17 protein-coding genes are annotated in these 17,092 nt (G+C 65.1%); 6 read left to right on the top strand and 11 right to left on the bottom strand.

What is annotated here, in order from left to right:
- The first annotated feature begins 21 nt into the window (after window positions 1-21).
- A complete protein-coding gene (locus tag EV666_RS08350; RefSeq protein ID WP_132005945.1) occupies window positions 22-2,034 on the top strand; it encodes an acetyl-CoA carboxylase biotin carboxylase subunit in 2,013 nt (670 codons plus the stop codon).
- 112 nt (window positions 2,035-2,146) lie between these two features.
- Here EV666_RS08350 and EV666_RS08345 read toward each other — a convergent pair whose 3' ends face one another.
- Both EV666_RS08345 and EV666_RS08340 read right to left on the bottom strand, forming a co-directional pair.
- Complete coding sequence (locus EV666_RS08345) at window positions 2,147-2,671, bottom strand: hypothetical protein (protein WP_132005942.1); 525 nt, start codon at window positions 2,669-2,671, stop codon at window positions 2,147-2,149.
- A 244-nt stretch (window positions 2,672-2,915) separates the two neighbouring features.
- Window positions 2,916-3,308, bottom strand: coding sequence for a rhodanese-like domain-containing protein (locus EV666_RS08340; RefSeq protein WP_132005939.1), 393 nt, complete (start codon window positions 3,306-3,308; stop codon window positions 2,916-2,918).
- A gap of 213 nt (window positions 3,309-3,521) precedes the next feature.
- Between EV666_RS08340 and EV666_RS08335 the strand changes: the two genes are divergently transcribed.
- Complete coding sequence (locus tag EV666_RS08335) at window positions 3,522-4,217, top strand: DUF599 domain-containing protein (protein WP_245514296.1); 696 nt, start codon at window positions 3,522-3,524, stop codon at window positions 4,215-4,217.
- A gap of 216 nt (window positions 4,218-4,433) precedes the next feature.
- Window positions 4,434-4,730 (top strand): DUF3253 domain-containing protein, encoded by a 297-nt coding sequence (locus EV666_RS08330; protein WP_245514295.1) that lies wholly within the window; start codon window positions 4,434-4,436, stop codon window positions 4,728-4,730.
- 141 nt (window positions 4,731-4,871) lie between these two features.
- On the opposite strand, the gene EV666_RS08325 is transcribed toward EV666_RS08330, so the two are convergent.
- The 8 genes from EV666_RS08325 to EV666_RS08290 form a co-directional block, all read right to left on the bottom strand.
- Complete coding sequence (locus EV666_RS08325) at window positions 4,872-5,684, bottom strand: YdcF family protein (protein ID WP_132005933.1); 813 nt, start codon at window positions 5,682-5,684, stop codon at window positions 4,872-4,874.
- A gap of 245 nt (window positions 5,685-5,929) precedes the next feature.
- Entirely contained in the window at window positions 5,930-6,787 is an 858-nt protein-coding gene (locus EV666_RS08320) for an aldo/keto reductase (RefSeq protein WP_132005930.1), read from the bottom strand.
- Between the two features lie 55 nt (window positions 6,788-6,842).
- Window positions 6,843-7,670 (bottom strand): ornithine lipid ester-linked acyl 2-hydroxylase OlsC, encoded by an 828-nt coding sequence (gene olsC / locus EV666_RS08315; protein WP_245514294.1) that lies wholly within the window; start codon window positions 7,668-7,670, stop codon window positions 6,843-6,845.
- A 421-nt stretch (window positions 7,671-8,091) separates the two neighbouring features.
- Window positions 8,092-8,442 carry a hypothetical protein gene (locus tag EV666_RS08310; protein ID WP_132005927.1) on the bottom strand — a complete coding sequence of 117 codons (351 nt, stop codon included), beginning with the start codon at window positions 8,440-8,442 and terminating at the stop codon, window positions 8,092-8,094.
- An 88-nt stretch (window positions 8,443-8,530) separates the two neighbouring features.
- A complete protein-coding gene (locus tag EV666_RS08305; protein WP_132005925.1) occupies window positions 8,531-8,941 on the bottom strand; it encodes a PRC-barrel domain-containing protein in 411 nt (136 codons plus the stop codon).
- 180 nt (window positions 8,942-9,121) lie between these two features.
- Window positions 9,122-10,294, bottom strand: a complete 1,173-nt coding sequence (locus EV666_RS08300; RefSeq protein WP_132005922.1) for an isovaleryl-CoA dehydrogenase — start codon at window positions 10,292-10,294, stop codon at window positions 9,122-9,124.
- A 273-nt stretch (window positions 10,295-10,567) separates the two neighbouring features.
- Complete coding sequence (locus EV666_RS08295) at window positions 10,568-10,753, bottom strand: hypothetical protein (protein ID WP_132005919.1); 186 nt, start codon at window positions 10,751-10,753, stop codon at window positions 10,568-10,570.
- A 352-nt stretch (window positions 10,754-11,105) separates the two neighbouring features.
- Window positions 11,106-11,939, bottom strand: coding sequence for a glycoside hydrolase family 25 protein (locus EV666_RS08290; protein WP_207906362.1), 834 nt, complete (start codon window positions 11,937-11,939; stop codon window positions 11,106-11,108).
- Window positions 11,940-12,181: 242 nt separating this feature from the next.
- On the opposite strand from EV666_RS08290, the gene EV666_RS08285 reads away from it, so the two are divergent.
- Entirely contained in the window at window positions 12,182-12,898 is a 717-nt protein-coding gene (locus tag EV666_RS08285; RefSeq protein ID WP_132005916.1) for a TetR/AcrR family transcriptional regulator, read from the top strand.
- Between the two features lie 96 nt (window positions 12,899-12,994).
- Here EV666_RS08285 and EV666_RS08280 read toward each other — a convergent pair whose 3' ends face one another.
- Window positions 12,995-13,732: an SDR family NAD(P)-dependent oxidoreductase gene (locus EV666_RS08280; RefSeq protein WP_132005913.1), complete on the bottom strand. Its 738-nt coding sequence runs from the start codon at window positions 13,730-13,732 to the stop codon at window positions 12,995-12,997.
- 298 nt (window positions 13,733-14,030) lie between these two features.
- Between EV666_RS08280 and EV666_RS08275 the strand changes: the two genes are divergently transcribed.
- Both EV666_RS08275 and EV666_RS08270 read left to right on the top strand, forming a co-directional pair.
- The gene (locus tag EV666_RS08275) at window positions 14,031-15,245 is read left to right on the top strand and encodes an ABC transporter substrate-binding protein (protein ID WP_132005910.1); all 1,215 of its coding nucleotides are present in this window, start codon (window positions 14,031-14,033) and stop codon (window positions 15,243-15,245) included.
- Between the two features lie 238 nt (window positions 15,246-15,483).
- The gene (locus EV666_RS08270; protein WP_132005908.1) at window positions 15,484-16,701 is read left to right on the top strand and encodes an ABC transporter substrate-binding protein; all 1,218 of its coding nucleotides are present in this window, start codon (window positions 15,484-15,486) and stop codon (window positions 16,699-16,701) included.
- The last annotated feature ends 391 nt before the right edge of the window (window positions 16,702-17,092 follow it).

Here is a 17,092-nt window from a genome sequence, read left to right as displayed (position 1 = left end):
TTGGAATGGAAACGGGCGGGCATGTTCAGCAAGATCCTCATCGCCAACCGTGGAGAAATCGCCTGTCGCGTCATCAAGACGGCGCGCCGGATGGGCATCAAGACTGTCGCCGTCTATTCGGACGCCGATCGCGATGCGCTCCATGTCGAGATGGCTGACGAAGCGGTTCACATCGGCCCGCCGGCCGCCGCCCAGTCGTACCTCCTGATCGACAAGATCATCGACGCCTGCAAGGCGACGGGCGCAGAAGCCGTGCATCCTGGCTACGGCTTCCTGTCCGAGCGCGCCGCCTTCGCTGAAGCGCTGGCCGCGGCCGGCATCGTCTTCATCGGTCCCAACCCCAAGGCCATCGAGGCCATGGGCGACAAGATCGAATCGAAAAAATTCGCCAACGCCGCCAAGGTCAGCACGGTGCCGGGCTATCTCGGCGTCATCGAGAGCGCCGAACAGGCCGGCAAGATCGCCGAGGAAATCGGTTTCCCGGTCATGATCAAGGCGTCCGCCGGCGGCGGCGGCAAGGGCATGCGCATCGCCTACAGCCTCGACGAGGTGAAGGAAGGCTTCGACCGCGCCCGTTCCGAAGCCGCGTCGTCGTTCGGCGACGACCGCGTGTTCGTCGAGAAGTTCATCGTCAATCCGCGCCACATCGAGATCCAGGTTCTCGGCGACAAGCACGGCAACGTGATTTACCTGGGCGAGCGTGAATGCTCGATCCAGCGCCGCAACCAGAAGGTGATCGAAGAAGCGCCGTCGCCGCTGCTGGATGAGGAAACCCGTCGCAAGATGGGCGAGCAGGCCGTGGCTCTGGCCAAGGCCGTGAACTACGACAGCGCCGGCACCGTGGAGTTCGTCGCCGGTCAGGACCGTTCGTTCTTCTTCCTTGAGATGAACACCCGCCTGCAGGTCGAGCATCCGGTCACCGAGATGATCACCGGCATCGACCTTGTCGAGCAGATGATCCGCGTCGCCTACGGCGAGAAGCTGGCCATCACGCAGAACGACGTGAAGCTGGACGGCTGGGCGGTGGAAAGCCGCATCTACGCCGAAGATCCGACCCGCAACTTCCTGCCGTCGACCGGCCGTCTGGTGACCTACCGTCCGCCGGAGGAAGGCGAGAACGAGTCGGGCGTCATCGTCCGTAACGACACCGGCGTCTACGAAGGCGGCGAGATCTCGATCTATTACGATCCGATGATCGCCAAGCTTGTCACGCACGCGCCGACCCGCCTGAAGGCCATCGAGGCCCAGGCCCAGGCGCTGGACGCCTTCGCCATCGACGGCATCCGCCACAACATCCCGTTCCTGTCGACGCTGATGCAGCATCCGCGCTGGCAGTCGGGCGAGCTCTCCACCGGTTTCATCGCTGAGGAGTTCCCGGAAGGCTTCAGCAATCCTGAGCCGGAGGGCGAAACCGCCCGTCTGATGGCCGTGGTCGCCGCATACATCGATCACCTGCAGAACGAGCGTCGCCGCGCCATCACCGGCCAGCTCGACCGCGTCATCGACGTGGAGTTCGAGAGCGAGCGCACCGCCGTGCTGGGTGAGCAGTCGTTCCCGATCCTGGTCAGCGGCGGTGAGGAAGACGAGGTCATCGTTTCCTTCGACGACGAGGAGCAGCCGCGCATCGTGGAATCCGACTGGGTTCCGGGCGAGCCGGTCTGGCAGGGCCTGATCGACGACGTCGAGGTGGTGGCGCAGGTCCGTCCGATCCTCAATGGCGTGCAGATCGCCCACGCGGGCACGCTGAGCGCCGCGCGCGTCTACACGCGTCGCGAGGCCGAGCTGGCGGCGTTGATGCCGGAGAAGGTGGCGGCTGACACCTCCAAGTTCCTGCTGTGCCCGATGCCTGGCCTGGTGAAGGCCATCAGCGTGGCCGAGGGCCAGGAGGTCAAGGCCGGCGAGCCGCTGGCCATGGTCGAAGCCATGAAGATGGAAAACGTGCTGCGCGCCGAACGCGACGGCGTGATCTCGAAGATCCACGCCAAGGAAGGCGACAGCCTGGCCGTGGACGCGGTGATCCTCGAGTTCGCCTGATCCTCTGGCGCTTGCGCACCTATGAAAAAGGCCCGGCGAAAGCCGGGCCTTTTTCATTGTCGATCAGCGCTGGCGACGGACTGCCCGGGCTGGCGAGCTTATGGCGGCGGGATCACCTCTGGACGGACGCCGCGCCTGATCGCGCGGACTTCGCCGCTTTCGCAGCATTCTGGTACTCCCGGGCGACATCGATCCGGGCCTGCTGGAGACGGCGATAGTAGACGAGGTAAGGCAGGGATCGGGTGTCCGCCGCGGGCTCGCAATAGTTCTGTCGTGACAGGGCAATCAGGTTGTTACGGCGGAAGATGCGCACGTGCATGCCATATTTTGCTTCAAATTTCTCAGGAATAAGGGCTTTCGGCGTCTCGAAATACTCCGTGACGCCAACGCAATAGATCTCTTCATCGCCGCCAGCGCGGATGCGCGGACCAGATATCGTGGCGTTGCGGATTTCGCCAAGGCGGACTGTTCCGCGCGGCTGAAGGCCAGCAGACCAGTTGCCGACCCTGACGGCGATTTGCTCTTCCCGACGCTCGAGCACCTTCGGGTCCTGCGCCGACGCCAGCGGTGGCCCCGGCGGCTTTGTAACGCACCCTGCAAGCGTCAGCGATGTGAGGGCGATGACGAAGGCTTTCATGGATCTCTTTGAACCCTGGCTCAGTCGGTGAGCCGCTGGCTGGCGAAGCGGCGGCGATGCCGAAGCGGGTATTGGGCCCTGATCTGGTGCGTTCCCCGGCAGGGCCGGTTGCGGCGGGCGGGGGCCGGGCGTCGCACATTGACGCCATAAGCTGCGCCGGCGCAACATCGCCGGCGCCGGCGCCGGCGCCGGCGCCGGTGGCGCGGGCCTCAGGTTTCCACTGGGTCTCAGGTTTCCCTGGGCCTCAGGTTTCCACTGGGCCGCCGGTTTTCTTCCAGGCGCCGAAGCCGCCGTCGATGTGGGCAACAGGCTTCAGGCCCATTTTCTGGGCGGTGTCGGCGGCGAGGGCGGAGCGCCAGCCGCCAGCGCAGAAGAACACGAAGGTTTTGTCTTCGCCGAACTGCGGCTTGTAATAGGGGCTGGCCGGGTCGATCCAGAACTCCAGCATGCCGCGGGTGCAGGAGAAAGCGCCGGGAATCTTGCCTTCGCGCTCGCGTTCGCGCGGATCGCGCAGATCGACAAAGGTGACGTCGTCACGGCCGTGCATGGCTTTGGCTTCATCAATGCTGAGGGTGCGAATGCGGGTGTTGGCGTCGTCAACCAGCGCCTTGACGCCGGTGGTGATGGTCTGGGGCATGGTTCTCTCCCTCATGTTGTTTTCAGGCAGCGCTCCGCCGCCAACGGTGAGACGGTAACGATGATGACGCCGGAAGTCATGGCCCCGCGTGGGGTCGGGAAAATTTTAAAGACGCCTCTCCGATTGGACGTGTTCTCCATTCTCAAAGCCGTTCATCATGCCCGGTAAGGACATGCGCGGATTCATGCGTGGATTTACAGGCGGAGCGGACGAATGAGCATGCCGTTTGGTTGGCTCGACATATTGGCTGTATGCGTTTTTCTTGGCGCCTGGGCTTTCTATGGCTACGCGGTGGAGCATTGGCGCGGGGCCGACCGTAGCCTGAACCTGCGGATGAACCGCTACCGGATGCTGTGGATGGAGCGTTCGCTGGCGCGCGAGCAGCGCGTGGTGGACTCCAGCATCATGGCGACATTGCAGAGCGGCGCGTCGTTCTTTGCCTCCACCACGCTGATCGCCATGGGCGGCGCGCTGGCGTTCCTGCGCTCCACGGATGACGTGCTGCGGATGGTGTCGGATCTGCCGTTGTCCACCGCGCCGTCCCGTCTGGCATGGGAGATCAAGATCATCGGCCTCGCCGTCATCCTGGGCTATGCGTTTTTCAAGTTCGCCTGGTCCTACCGGCTGTTCAATTACTCGGCGATTCTCCTGGGCGCCATGCCGCCGCCCGATTCCGGCGCGGCCGGGCTGCGTCACGCCCAGCGGGTAGGGGCGATGAACATCGCCGCTGGCAATCATTTCAATCGGGGCCAGCGTTCGATTTTCTTCGCCCTGGCTTATCTGGGCTGGTTCATGGGACCACTGGCGCTGCTCGGCGCGACGGCGCTGGTGCTCTGGTCCATGTGGGTGCGGCAGTTTCGTTCCGAGGCGCGCACATCTATACTGGGCGATGACCCAGACGCGCCATAGGCGGGCCGCCCATCTTGTGGACGCCCCTCCTGTCCTGGGCGCCCTCCTGTTCCTATCCTGGGCGTCCCTCCTGCCTTGGGCGCCGCCTGTGCGCCGCCGTCGCGCGGTCTTGACGCGGGCCGCTGACAGGCGCATCGATCCAGCATGGCGAAACAATCCGACCCCAAAGCTCCTTCCCATGATGCGTCCGCCGTTGGCGGCGCGCCGGAAAAACCCGTGCAGCGCCGGCGAGGCGTTGGCGTGCATCTGGGCCTTGAGGAGGCGGCGCGGGCGCTGCTGCGCGCGGCTGGCGAGGGGGAGCTGGTGGACCCGGCTGTGATCGCGCGCGCGGTTGGTGGTGAGAAGCCGGAGGGGTGGGGGCCGCTGATGCAGCCGCTGCGCCTGGCGCTCGTCAAACTGGCGCATGATGGCAGCGTCATTATCTATCGCAAGGGAACGCCGGCCGATCCTGATACGTTCAGGGGGCTGTACAAGGTCGGGCGCGGGCCGAATTTCGACGTCTGGGAAATCTGAGCGCCCCGGGCGCCGTCCTTCCGGGCGGGTGGCTGAAGCCACCGCCGGCCGTAGCGGCGCCATGCCCGGTCCCGATGCGCGGACATCAGCGCTCGGCGCTGAACGCCTGCCCATCTGCCGCCCGCATGCGGCGGGGCGCTGTCACGACGTCTGGTGACTGGGGGCGGCGCCGGGCAGCCATGTCGCCGTGTAGCCGGCAAGCCAGTAAATGGTCAGGCCAAGCCATTCCCGCACCGCCAGATCGGCCAGCCGCAGGCCGCTGGAGAAGCTGTGAAATGGCAGAAAATCAGCGATCTCGTCCCGTGTATAATAGTCGACCGGATAGGGCGTGACGTGAAAGCGCTCACGCTGGAACACGCCGGCGGCCCTGGGCATGTGGAACGCCGATGTCACCAGCAGCCAGCGCTCGCCGCGCCCGGGGGTAACAAGATCGCGGGTGAAAGCGGCGTTCTCGCGGGTATTGCGTGACCGGTCCTCGAAGATGACGCGGTCGCCCTCCAGCCCCATTTGCGACAGCAGCAGGCGCACGGCGTCCACTTCTCCCGCGCCGCGATCCAGCTGGATCAACCGTCCGTCGCCCCCAGAAAACACAACGCGCGCCTCGGGATAGCGCCTCGCAAGCGCCACGGCGGTGGTCAGCCGCGCCGCCGCGTCATTGAGCTTGATCTGCCCACGCCGCAAATGGGCGGAGCCGCCCAGCACGATGATGCCGTCCACCCGTCCCGGATCGTTCATGGCGACGGGCGGATACCGGTTCTCAAGGGCGCGCATCAGCAGCCGGGGCACGGGGCTGGCGGCAAAGATCACCAGGCCGCTCACCGCCACGACGCTCACGGCCAGTCCGGCGCGGCGCCAGCCCAGCAGCAACAGCGCCACGCCAACGACGCTCAGGGTGATCAACAGGTTGGACGGCGTGGCGAAGAACCATAGAATCTTTGAAACAGGAAAAAACATGCCGCTTCCCGAAAGCCTCCCGCGTCGCCAGCGCCCAGGGCAGACGCAGCAGGCTCCAGAAAAGCATCAGGCGGTTAACATCCTGGCCGCTCCAGCCAGGCCGGCCTGAAGCCGGGGCGGGGACGCAGGCCCGCTGCCTTCGCAAACGCCGTCCTGCAACGCCGCGCTCCCCCACAGCAAACACGGGGGCCCGGCCGCGCGCGACGCGTCTGTTCACTGCGTATGGGAGCCTCCCGCGCGGGCGGTCAGTCCCATGCCGGGGCGAAGGCGGGATTGATCATCCGCCCGTCGGGGCGGGCCAGATTGCTGATGCGGGCCATTTCAATCTCACCCAGCTCGAAATCGAACACGGCGAGATTGTTGCGGATGCGCTGCGGCGTCACCGACTTGGGCGCGGCGATGACGCCTGGTTGCTGGACAAGCCAGCGCAGCACGATTTGCGCCGGCTCGCGGCCGTGCGCTTCGGCGATGGCGGTGATCACGGGGTCGGCCAGCAGTGCGCCACGGCCCAGCGGCGAATAGGCGGTGAGCGACAGGCCGTGCGCGGCGCAGGCGCGGATCAGCCGCCCCTGGTCGAGCCGGGGGTGATATTCCACCTGGTTGGTGACCAGCGGCTCCTCGCTGAGGCGCACTGCCTCCCCGATCAGCGGAAGTGTGAAGTTGGAGACGCCGATATGGCGGGCCAGCCCCTCGCGCTTCGCCGCCACGAGGCCAGCCAGCGAATCGGCCAGAGGCACGTCCGGGTTGGGCCAGTGCAGCAACAGCAGGTCGACCGGTCCCGAATCGAGCCGGCGCACGCTGTCCGCCGCCGAGCGCAGCACGGCGTCGCGGGCCATATCATCCCGCCACACCTTGGTGGTGACGAAGAACTGGTCGCGCGCCACGCCGGAAGCCCGGATGCCTTCCGCCACCTGGGCCTCGTTGCCGTAAGCGACGGCGGTGTCGATGTGCCGATAGCCGCTGCGCAGCGCCTCCCCGACGGCGCGGGCGCAGGCGTCGTCTGTCGATTGCCAGGTGCCAAGGGCGACGGCGGGGATCGCCGCGCCATTGGCGTGCACGACGATCTGGCCATTATCGATCCGGCTTTCAGGCGGCCTGGTCATGGGAATCATCCTTGCTGGAGGCGCTGGGCCTGAAGGCGGGCCGCAGCGGGCAGGCTTATGGCTGGGGGCGGTTCCGCAACGCTTCGGCCTGGGCGTAGAACTTCTTTTCCCACTCCTTCTGGTTGTCGGCGCCCTCACGGATGAACGGCGTGAACACGGCGACATTCAGCAGCAGCCAGTTGAAGAGGCTGGCCGGGAAGCGGAGTGGCTTGACGAAATCCACGAACAGCACGACGCGGGTCTTGTCGGTGTGGTTCCACGCCTCGTGCTCGTAGGCGTCATCGAACACCAGCGCCTTGCCTTCCTCCCAGTGGCAGACCTGATCGGACACGCGAATGGCCAGCTTGTCGCGCGGCTCGGGCACGATCAGGCCGAGGTGCAGGCGCAGCACGCCGTTATATGGGCCACGGTGTGGCTTCAGGTGTTTGCCAGGTTCGAAGATGGAGAACATCGCCGTCTTCAGGCCCGGGATCTTCTGCATGATCCGCCAGGTTTCCGGGCACTGCTCGATGTTGCGATCGGACTTCAGGCCGTAGCCGGCGAGAAAGAAGGTTTTCCACCGGCTGTCGTCGCTGATGGTTTTCACGTCAGGCGACAGGTCGTGGAAGCTCGGCAGTTCGGACTGGCGCGCCAGCACCTTGTCGAGTTCGGCGCGGATCAATGGCCATTCCCGCTCGATCTCCGCCACCCAGGGGAAGGTCGCCTTGTCATACACGGGCGGGTTGCCAACCTTTGAATGGCGCAGGTTCAGGCGCTCCACCCGCTCCACCACGCCCATCAGCAGGCGCGTGATGAAGCCCGGGCGCTCCATGGCTTCAATGCCGGACGTGCCGAAGTTCTGCGAGGGCTTGCCGGTGGGGGATGGAGTAGCTTGCTGGGTCACGATCTGGTCCGGACTTGGTGCAGGGGCGCCGCCGCGAACAGGGCGGCGGTCAATCGCGCGGATGTTGCATCCGGCAATGGGCGTTTGGCAAGGCGCGGACGAAAGAAAGCGGGGACCGCCAGGGCGCGGATTTTGCTCGAAAAAACCGTCCATGTGACGGAAATATGCCATCGCGGACGTGCCGTCGCGAAGGAAGAAGGCGTCGCGAAAGAAGAGGGCCACGCGGCCGCCGGCGCGCGGCATCCAGCCACGGCAGGCTGCCGGAGCAGCCTGCTGGCGGCCGGGGCCTGTCTGCGAATCCCTGGAGAGACGGCTTCCGGGCAAACGGCTTCCGGGCAGGCGACCTCCGCGGAAGAAGCCTCGCCCCGCGCTTTAAAACCGCCGTTCTGGCCTGATCCGGGGTCCTGCCGTTCCGGCCGGATCAGCGGTGCTGATGTGTGTGATGGCGCTTGACCCGCGCCGGCGCGTGACGGGTTTTTTGCGGCGCGTGGCGCACGCGCGTGTCGTGGCGCACGCGCGTATCCTGGGGCACGCCGAGAACGCCCTTCACGCCGCCAACAACGCCGCCGCCCACCGCGCCGGCTGCTCCGCCGACCGCGCCGCCCACCGCGCCGCCAACGGGTCCGCCTATCTGGTTGCCGGCCCGTGAGCCGGCGCTGGAGCCCTGCTCGGCGCCGCGCACGACGCCCTGGGCAGGGGCGATCGTAGGCGCCAGCATCACGGCCGCGATCGCGACGCAGCATGCGAATGCGCCTGTAACAAGCGTTTTCATGGTGACCTCCACTGCCGCCGCGAGGACTGGCGATGTCGCCAGCCCCCCGCTGTCCGGTGTGGTCCGCGTTTTGTGCGGGCCAGACAGGTTATTTGGCGAAACGGCCTTCATACTTGAATTGTGGCGCCGCCTTCAGCTGATCCTTGGTGGCGTTGATGCGGGCATTCCATTTCTTGTCGCTGTCGTTCCACGTCACCGTCAGCGCGGTCGGGTCCACCGCGACATAGTGCGTGCCGGCGCCCAGGAAGCCACCCACCGAAAGAATGTAGGCATTGACGTTATGGCCGTCGATGACCACATCGGCAATTTCACCCACGGTTTCATCGCCAGCATTCTTGACGTTGAGGCCCTTGAGGCTGCTGTAAACTGCAGGACCTTCCTCAACGGTCAGAAAAATTGGCTTGTTTGTCGGTGTTGGCGCAGTTTGGGCAAGAGCAGCTCCAGAAAATGCGCCTGAAGCCATCAGCGCAACGGCAACACATCCTGCAAGCTTGTTCATTATCTTGTCTCCTGCGAATTAAATGACATTAGGTAAAGCAGGGAGGCAGGCTTTTGTTCCCGAATTCGTGTGCTTTTTGCGCCAGGCGACGTTCTGCATACGCCATGGCAAACAGCCCGGCGCGGAAAGTCGGGCCGGGCTGTCGGGTCAGTTTTCAGGAGGCGATGCGAGGGGGGCGGGTCAGCCCGTCTTGTTGAACAGCTCGCGGCCGATCAGCATGCGGCGGATTTCGCTGGTGCCGGCGCCAATCTCGTACAGCTTGGCGTCGCGCAGCAGGCGCCCGGTGGAATAGTCGTTGATATAGCCGTTGCCGCCGAGCAGCTGGATGGCGTCGAGCGACATCTGGGTGGCCTTTTCCGCCGCCAGCAGAATGGCGCCGGCGGCATCCTCGCGGGTGGTCTCACCCCGGTCGCAGGCGCGGGCGACGGCATAGACGTAAGCGCGGCAGGAATTGAGCGCCACATACATGTCCGCCACCTTGCCCTGGACAAGCTGGAAAGCGCCGATGGACTGGCCGAACTGCTTGCGCTCATGGATGTATGGCATCACCACGTCCATGCAGGCCTGCATGATGCCGAGGGGGCCGGCGGCGAGCACGGCGCGCTCATAGTCGAGGCCGCTCATCAGCACCTCGACGCCGCGTCCAACCTGGCCGAGCACATTCTCTTCGGGAACTTCGCAATCCTCGAAAATCAGCTCGCCGGTGTCGGAGCCGCGCATGCCGAGCTTGTCCAGTTTCTGGGCGGTGGAGAAGCCTTTCATGGTCTTCTCGATCAGGAAGGCGGTGATGCCGCGCGGGCCGGCGTCGGGGTCGGTGCGGCCGTAGACGACCAGGGTGTCGGCGATGGGGCCGTTGGTGATCCAGAATTTCGTGCCGTTGAGGACGAAACGGTCGCCCTTGCGCTCCGCCTTCAGTTTCAGGGACACCACATCGGAGCCGGCGCCGGTTTCCGACATGGCGAGGGCGCCGACGTGCTCACCGGACATCAGCTTCGGCAGATATTTGCGTTTCTGGGCGTCGGTTCCGTTGCGGCGGATCTGGTTGACGCACAGGTTGGAGTGGGCGCCGTAGCTCAGGCCGATGGAGGCGGAGGCGCGCGAAATCTCCTCCATGGCGATGCAGTGCTCAAGATAACCGAGGCCCGCGCCGCCGTATTCCTCCTCGACCGTCATGCCGAGCAGGCCGAGCTCGCCCATCTGCGGCCAGAGATCACGGGCAAAGGTGTTGGTGCGGTCGATCTCTGCGGCGCGCGGCGCGATCCTGTCCTGGGCGAACGCAGCCACGGTGTCCCTGATCTGGTCCGCGGTCTCACCGAGATCAAAGTTGAAGCCCGGCGAATTGCTGATGGCCATGGGTCCCTCTCCTGAAGTCCGGCCCATCGTTATCTGGGCGGGCGCGGCGGCGCGCCGTCAGGGCCGGTCGCCGGACAATACAGCGCGGCGGGCGCGGATGGGCAAGCCTCCATCCGCAGGCGACGGCCGGCGGCCACAGACGTTGGGAGGCGCGGCGGCCCGTCAGCCGGCGGTGGGGCCGGCTGACGCGATCTCCGCAGGCGGGCAGGCTGGCCGGCTTCAGGCCGTGTGGCCTCAGGCGGGGTCTGCGCCAGCGCGCCCCGCCGCCGCCTGTCAGAGGCAAAGTCCGTAGCCGGCGATCCCCCAGGGCCAGCCGCCCGCCGCGACTGGCGCGCAGACCGCGGCGCAGTTCATCAGGTTGAGGTCCGTGGCGTTGGTGCAGGCGAGCGCATGGGCGGGCGCCGCGCCGGCAACGGCGACGCCCAATGCAACCATGGCGGCAATCAGTTTGGCTTTCATGACATCTCTCCCTGTTCAGTTCGCATGAGATCCGTTCAGAAACGGTCTCCGGCTCACAGTGCCGGGGAGATGCCCCGCCGCTACCGCCATTGGGGAGCAAAATGACCAACGCCCGCAACATTCTGGTTGCGGGTTGACCAGAACGCGTCGCGGCCGGGAAAATCTGTCGCGCCAGCGGATCATCATCTGGCGTGTCGCGCGCTGGCGGCCGCCTGATGCTGGTGGCGCGCCCCGATGCTGGCGGCGCGCCTGACGCTGGCGGCGCCTCGATGCTGGCGGGCCTCTGGCGGCGGCAGACATTTTCAGGGCGCGGCATGCGTTGGCAGTCCCGCGCCCTCCTGGCGTCCGATGTTTACAGATCGCCCCTGGTGAACTTCGCCCACATGTCAGCGGTGCCGAAGAAGGCGTTGCGGTCCACCGCGCCCTTGATCCCTGGCGTCCGGCCCGTGGTGGTGTACTGCCAGAAATACCAGCGGCGATCGTAGCGCATGTGGGGTTCGGCGGCGGTGCTGCGGATCCACAGGGGGTACTGCTCGAAACCGCCTTCCTGCAGCACGTCGCGGAAGAAGGGGATGTCGGTGTAGATCACCGGACGCTTGCCGGTGTGCTGGTGCAGGGCGGTGAGCATGATTTCCATCATCTCATGGGCTTCCGCGCGCGACACCCGCTTCGGGCAGGTCCTGGAATGTCCGTTCCACTCCACGTCGAGCACCGGGGGCAGGGCGTCCGGATCGTTCGGGATATGCTGGAGGAACCACTCCACCTGCTCGCGGGCGGGGCGGCACCAGTAGACGAAATGGTAGGCGCCGCGCCAGACGCCGGCGTCCCGCGCGCCATACCAGTTGTCGAGAAAACGCGGATCGACATGGTCGCCGCCCTCGGTGGCCTTGATGAAGGCGAAGGTGGCGCCCGCCCGGCGCACCGCGCGCCAGTCGATGTCGCCCTGCCAGCGCGACACGTCGATGCCGTGCACCGGAAGCTTGAGCGCCTTGACCACGCCCGGATGGGGGCGCGCGTCGGTCATCTCGCCAAAAACCATGGACGACTGTTCAGCCGCGCATGAGGCGAGAACGGCGGAGACCAGCGCCGCCGCGACAGCGCGGGCGCGGAACTTGCTGGCGAGGGCCTTGCCAAAGGCGCGCGGGAGCGCCGCGGCAGACCGGATGCGGGATGCTGTGCGGACCATGGATTTTCTATGTCCGCGAAATGTTGACGGAGCCTTACCGAACAAGGTGAACGCGGCGTTCCTGCCGCAGGTCAGTCATCTGTTTCACGCCCGCGCTTCAGTCCGCGATGTTTTGTCATCTGTTAACCGTCCAGGCTATTGACCGGGTCATCGAATTAAACCTAAATTCAACCGGTGAGCGAGGCAGGTTGTGTGAATTTATTTCCTCGTGAATATATAATGATTATTCAGGGAATATTGCCATGTCGTCAGATGTTACTTCAGAGCGTATTCGGCGTGCGTCACGGAAACTGTTCGCGAAGCGCGGAGTCAATGGTGTCTCTGTGCGGGAGGTCGTTGCGGAAGCGGGCGCGCGCAACAATGGCTCCATCCATTATTATTTCGGCTCCAAGGACGCGCTGGTAAAAGAACTGGTGATGGAGGGCGCGCGGGCGATCGACGAATACCGGCGCGAGGCGCTGGATGCGCTTGAAAATGGCGTGGCGGCGCCGGATCTGCGCGCCATCATGGCCATTCTGGTCGACAGCATGGTGAACGAGGCTGACGAGCGCCTTGACGGCTACGCCCGGTTCATGGCCGGCGTCCGGCTCAACCAGCGCCACCTGGCCAACAATCCGCTGGAGGGACGCTGGAGCGTCGGCACCCGCCGGTGCTACGCCCACCTCGGGCGCCTGCTGCCGGGCTTTTCGGAAGCGGCGCTCCTGCAGCGCTTCACCATTTCACAGGCGCATATCGTGGCGGCCCTGGCCGAGCGGGACGCGATCCAGGACCTGGCCGCCCAGCACGACGCGACGCCAGAGATTCGGGAAAGCGCGGCGTGGTGGGGCAGCCGCCTTGCCATCGATGACGTGATTGACACGGCGGTGGCGCTGATGGTCACGCCGGCCCGGCCTGGCGCCGTGCTGTCCCGGACGGGCCTCGCCGCCGCCGCCCGGGCGCGGACGGGCGACGCCCAGTAACAGGGCCCTTCGGAGCAGGGGCCCTCGGGAACAGGCGCCTTTCGGAACAGGGGCCTTGGGGGGAGCCGGGCGGCGAGGCCGGCCGGCTTTCCGGGGTCAGTGCAGGATCAGGCCGCCGTCGACGGGGATCGACTGGCCGCAGACATAGGCGGCGAGCGGCGAAGCGAGGAACAGGGCGACGCCCGCCATGTCCGACGGCAGGCCGAGCCGGCCCATGGGGATGCCGCGCAGCGACGCCGCCAGCCGGTCGGGGTTTTCCGTGGTCACCTTGGTCAGCTTGGTGTCGACCAGGCCGGGCGCGATGCCATTTACCCGGATGCCATCCGGCGCCCAGGCTTCGCCCAGCGTGCGCACCAGGCCAACGGCGCCGGCCTTGGAGGCGTTATAGGCCGGGTTGCCTTTGGTGGAATGGAACGCGGCGGTGGAGCTGATCATGATCAGTGATCCCCGGGAGGCCGCCAGCATGTCGTGGAACTTGATATTGACGGCCATCAGGCTGTTCAGATTGATGTCCATCACCTTCTGGAACCCGTCCATCCTGAACTCGCCGCGCCGGTAAATGACGTAGCCCTGGGACTGGATCAGCACGTCCAGGGTCCCGAACGGCGGCTTGTGCGCCGCCACGGCGTCGAAATCGGCGACATCCACCTGGGAATAATGCAGGCCGGTGAGGTCACAGCCTTCGTCGGGCCGGTAGTCGGCGGCGCTGGCGCGCGTGCCCCAGACGAAGACATTGGCGCCCTTCGCGCGGAAAGCCTGGGCGATGCCATTGCCGATGCCGCTCGAGCCGCCAACCACGAGCACGTTCTTCCCGGTGAAATCAAGTTCGTTCATCTGGCGTCTCTCTCCCTGGCTTTTTTGCTGCGGCGTCATCGCGCCGCATCGGCCTGCGGCAATCTTTCAAGCAAGCGCTTGATTGCGTCAAGCATACATGATCTTGCGGGGGCGCCGCTGTGGCGTGGGGCGCCAATTTCCGGGGGGCGCGGCCTGTGGAGGTCCTTGCCGCCATGAACAGCCTCCCCTATGGCTCGCCCGCCCGTCGCCCGTTGCGAAAGGCTCCGCGGGCGGCGGCGCCGGTAGGGCGCCGCAATATATAACTTTCCAAAAAAACTTTCCAGGGAGAGCACGATAAATGATCAGCAGGCGTTCGCTTCTGCTTGCCGGAATGGCCGGCGTGATGGCCAGTTCCATGGCCGTCGCATCCGAAAAGAAATATGGTCCGGGCGTCACCGACGCTGAAATCCGGCTGGGCCAGACCATGCCGTACAGCGGGCCAGCCTCCGCCTATGGCCTCCAGGGCGTCGTCCAGCAGGCGTTCTTCAAGGAAATCAACGACAGGGGCGGCGTCAACGGGCGCAAGATCCGCCTGATTTCGCTCGACGACGGTTATAGCCCGCCCAAGGCGGTGGAGCAGACGCGCAAGCTGGTCGAAAGCGAGGACGTGCTGGCGATCTATGGCTCGCTCGGGACGCCCAGCAACACCGCGACCCAAAAATACCTCAACAGCAAGAAGATCCCGCAAATTCTGATCTCAAGCGGTGCGTCCAAATGGAACGATCCCTCCCGGTTCCCCTGGACCACGCCGTTTTTCCCGCTCTATGACGTCGAGGGCGAGATTTATGGCCGCTACGTCGTGGAGAATATGCCGAACGCCAAAATCGCCATCCTGTCGCAGAACGACGATTCGGGGCGCGATTACGTCAAGGGGTTCAGGAAGGGCCTTGGCGACAAGGCGCGCGATATCGTCGGCGAGGCGACCTATGAGGTCACCGACGCCACGGTTGATTCACAGATCGTGAAGCTGAAGGCGTCTGGCGCCGACATGTTCTTCCTGATGGCGACGCCGAAGTTCGCCGCCCAGGCCATCCGCAAGAAGCACGAGCTGGACTGGAAGGCGACCACCATCGCCTCCAGCGTCGCCGCCTCCATCGGCTCGGTGTTCAAGCCCGCCGGCTTCGACGCCTCCCAGGGCGTCATCACGGCGTCCTTCATGAAAACCCCTGGCGATCCCCAGTACAACGACAGCCCGGACATGAAGGCGTATGTGGCGTTTCTCAAACGCAACAACATGGAGCAGCATTTCCTCGACGCCAACGCCGTGCTGGCCTTCCTTTCGGCAAGCGTGATGACGCGGGCGATCGAAAAGGCAGGCGACGACCTGACCCGCGAAAACCTGCTGAAGCAGGTGACTTCGCTGAAGATGACCGATGCGCCGCTGCTGCTGGCAGGCGTGGTGGTCGAAACGAGGCCAGACAATTACAGCGCGTTCAATACCTTGCGCCTGCAACGCTTCAAGGGGGAAGGCTATGAGCTGTTCGGTGAGCCGATCAGCGTGGCGGGCAAATAATCGCCTGTCGCCGCCAGAATGCTGGTGACGCGCAAGCCGGGCTCGTGAGCCCGGCTTTTTTACTTGTCCGGCGGTCACATGCTTTTGGTGAATTGACCCCGGACAACTTTGTGAGCAAGCTCAAACTCCTGATTGAAGGAAAAGCCCGCCGGAGCGTCCGGCCAGAGACGCGGCGGGGAAGCGACATCGACACAGCAGCCAGCAAGGCCGGTCGGTGAAACAGGTTCAGGGAGGCAACATGATACGCAGACGCGCATTTCTGCTCGCGGGTCTGGCGAGCGTCGCCATGGCTTCAGCCAGCGTCGCAGCCGGCAAGAACCACGGTCCCGGTGTTTCCGACACGGAAATCAGAATCGGCCAGACGATGCCCTATAGCGGACCCGCTTCCGCCTATGGCGTTCAGGGCATGGTCGAAGTCGCCTATTTCAGAAAGCTGAACGAGAAGGGCGGGATCAACGGGCGCAAGGTCAATCTGATCTCGCTGGACGACGCCTACAGCCCGCCGAAAACCGTTGAGCAGACCCGCAAGCTGGTTGAGAGTGAAAACGTGCTGGCCATCTATGGCACGGTGGGGACGCCAACCAATACGTCGACGCACAAATATCTCAACAGCAAGAAAGTGCCGCAGATCCTGATCTCCACGGGCGCCGCCAAGTGGAACGATCCGAAGAACTTCCCATGGACGACCGCGTTTTTCCCGCTCTATGACGTGGAGGGCGCGATCTATGGCCGTTACATCATCCAGAACATTCCGGACGCGAAGATCGCCATCCTGTCCCAGAACGATGACGCCGGGCGCGACTACGTGCGCGGCTTCAAGGAAGGGCTCGGCGACAGGGCCAAATCCATGGTGGTGGCCGAGACGACCTATGAAGTGACGGACGCCACCGTCGACTCGCAGATGGTCAAGCTGAAAAATTCAGGCGCCAATGTTTTCTTTCTGATGGCGACGCCAAAATTTGGCGCCCAGGCCATCCGCAAGAAACACGAGCTGGACTGGAAGGCCCAGACCTTCCTGGTGAGCGTGGCGGCGTCCATCGGCTCGGTGCTGAAGCCGGCCGGTTTCGAGGCTGCCCAGGGGCTGATCACCGCCACCGCCATGAAGACGCCGGGCGACCCGAAGTGGAAGGACAGTCCCGACATGAAAGCCTACGCCGATTTCATGAAGAGCGCCGGCATGGAGAACCTGTTCACCGATTCCAGCGCAGCGCTTGGCTATCTGTCGGCGACGCTGCTGCACCGGATGCTGGAAGCGGCGGGCGATGATCTGACCCGCGAAAACCTGATGAAGCAGGCGACGAACCTGAACATGACGGATCTGCCGATGCTCCTGCCGGGCGTCGCCATCCACACGACGCCAGAGAACTACTCCCCATTCAACACGTTGATGTTGCAACGTTTCAAGGGCGAAGGCTTCGAACTTTTCGGCGAGCCGATCTCGGCGCAGAAGCACTGAGCGACGATGGGGGGCAGGCCAGGCTGGCCAGGCCCCCGGGTTATTCTGGCGCGCTCCGCGGACGCGGGCGCGGCCAGGGTGGGGGACATTCATGGGGCGGTCTCCGGCCTGCGTGCGAGCGGTCAACCCGGCGCCAGTCCGTACGCCAGCTGTGGGGCGGCTGGCGCGGGACGTCTGGCGTGGGACGCCTGGCGCAAGACACCTGGCGCAAGACGCCTGGCGCGGGACGCCTGGCGGAAGCGATCCGGCGGCCCGGTTGCACGCAGGCGCACGCCAGCCGTCAGTTGCGCAGGCCGCCATGACCTCGGGCGCCATGACCGCGTCAGGAACCTTACGCTCTCCAGGAGCCCGGTGCTGGCGCAACGATATCCCCCTGACGACCGGAGTTTTG

Origin of the sequence: Camelimonas lactis, from assembly GCF_004342915.1 — a bacterium.
GTDB classification, from domain to species: Bacteria; Pseudomonadota; Alphaproteobacteria; order Rhizobiales; family Beijerinckiaceae; genus Camelimonas; species Camelimonas lactis.
Note: the sequence above shows the minus strand (reverse complement) of the source record. Positions and strands in the feature narration are given on the sequence as shown.